General features: G+C 51.5%; 1 protein-coding gene. It reads right to left on the reverse strand.

Annotation, left to right across the window (positions count from 1 at the left end):
• Window positions 1-266: 266 nt before the first annotated feature.
• The gene (locus AB9F26_RS22065) at window positions 267-1292 is read right to left on the reverse strand and encodes an IS110 family transposase (protein WP_369769106.1); all 1026 of its coding nucleotides are present in this window, start codon (window positions 1290-1292) and stop codon (window positions 267-269) included.
• Between the last annotated feature and the right edge of the window lie 89 nt (window positions 1293-1381).

Consider the following 1381-nt stretch of genomic DNA (forward strand, 5'->3'; position numbering starts at 1 on the left):
TCGCCCTCCCATGTGTGGATGCCCCGTTCAATGCAAGAGATTCTTTCAACAGTTTGTACATGTGATCGGGTACGGTCATGTGTCAGGCCTCAGTTTGCGACGTTTCACATGCCGCGGGCCGGTATGGCGATGCGAAGGTCGGGTCCAAATCAATGCCACGAGCTATTAACTCTCTGGGAGGGCCTGGTTTTCCTAACCTCGATCTAGTCGATCATTTTGTCCTTACTGTCTCAATGTCCTTCTCACATCATACCGAGCGTTGCAGTTTACACTGCCGCGATCGGATCTCGATAATCTTGTTGCTTCGTCATCATGGCCCAAATTGTTCGGGCGGTTTTGTTTGCCAGCGCAATTGCCACGAGCATACGAGGCTTGCGTTCCAACATCTGTTCCAACCATGATCCTTTGGGTGGACCGTTTTTGATCGCCCATCTGATACGGGTCATGGCCCCAATAATCAGCAATCGTCGGATATCGCGTTGGCCCATTTTTGAGGTGCGGCCTAATATTTGCCGCCCGCCTGTGGATTTCTGGACAGGTACCAGCCCAAGCCAAGCCGCAAAATCACGCCCTCGCTTGAAACCCTCCAGCGGGGGAGAGAAAGCTTTGATTGCCATCGCACTCACTGGACCAACACCCGGCGCGGTTTGTAATCTTATGGTTTCTGGGTCAGTCTTTGCTTCATCTTTTAGACGCCGCTCTATCACAACTATCTTATCCGTGATGGTACTGAGTTGATCCAGATGCAGCCGACTGAGTTCAACGACGATAGGGGATAAATCGCTTTCTGGGTCTTCAATCTGTTCTGCCAACTTCTTCACAAAGGTCAGGCCAGGTGGAGCGACTATACCATATTCCATCAAATGACCCCGCAACGCGTTAATAATCGCATTCCGTTGCCGGACAAACAGATCTCGCGTCTTAAAGACCATAGAGCGAGATTGTTGTTCAGCCGATTTAACAGGTACAAATCGCATTGTGGGCCGGACCGCAGCTTCTGCAATTGCCTCAGCGTCGTTCGCGTCATTCTTCTGACGCTTAACGAACGGTTTCACATAGATAGGTGGGATCAAACGGACCTCGTGGCCGAGCTTCATGATCTCACGGCCCCAATAATGCGATGACGCACATGCTTCCATCGCGACCACACAAGACGACTGCTCGCTGAGGAACTTTAAGAACTGGCCCCGAGATAATTTCTTACGGAAGACGGGCTCACCCGTCGCCGTCGCGCCATGCGCTTGGAAAACTGACTTTGCCAAGTCGACGCCAATCATTGTAACTTCGTTCATGGATGTCTCCTCCGATTTGGTGCTTTCAATATCACCACTATGGCACACTTTGATGCCGGTTCCGGGGTGAGGCATCCACACCATCAGTG

Origin of the sequence: Falsihalocynthiibacter sp. BN13B15 (assembly GCF_041205415.1) — a bacterium.
GTDB classification, from domain to species: domain Bacteria; phylum Pseudomonadota; class Alphaproteobacteria; order Rhodobacterales; family Rhodobacteraceae; genus Falsihalocynthiibacter; species Falsihalocynthiibacter arcticus.

Bases quoted from the DNA above. Each gene is read 5' to 3' on its own strand.
- AB9F26_RS22065 (WP_369769106.1), bottom strand. From the start codon at position 1,292: ATGAACGAAGTTACAATGATTGGCGTCGACTTGGCAAAGTCAGTTTTC.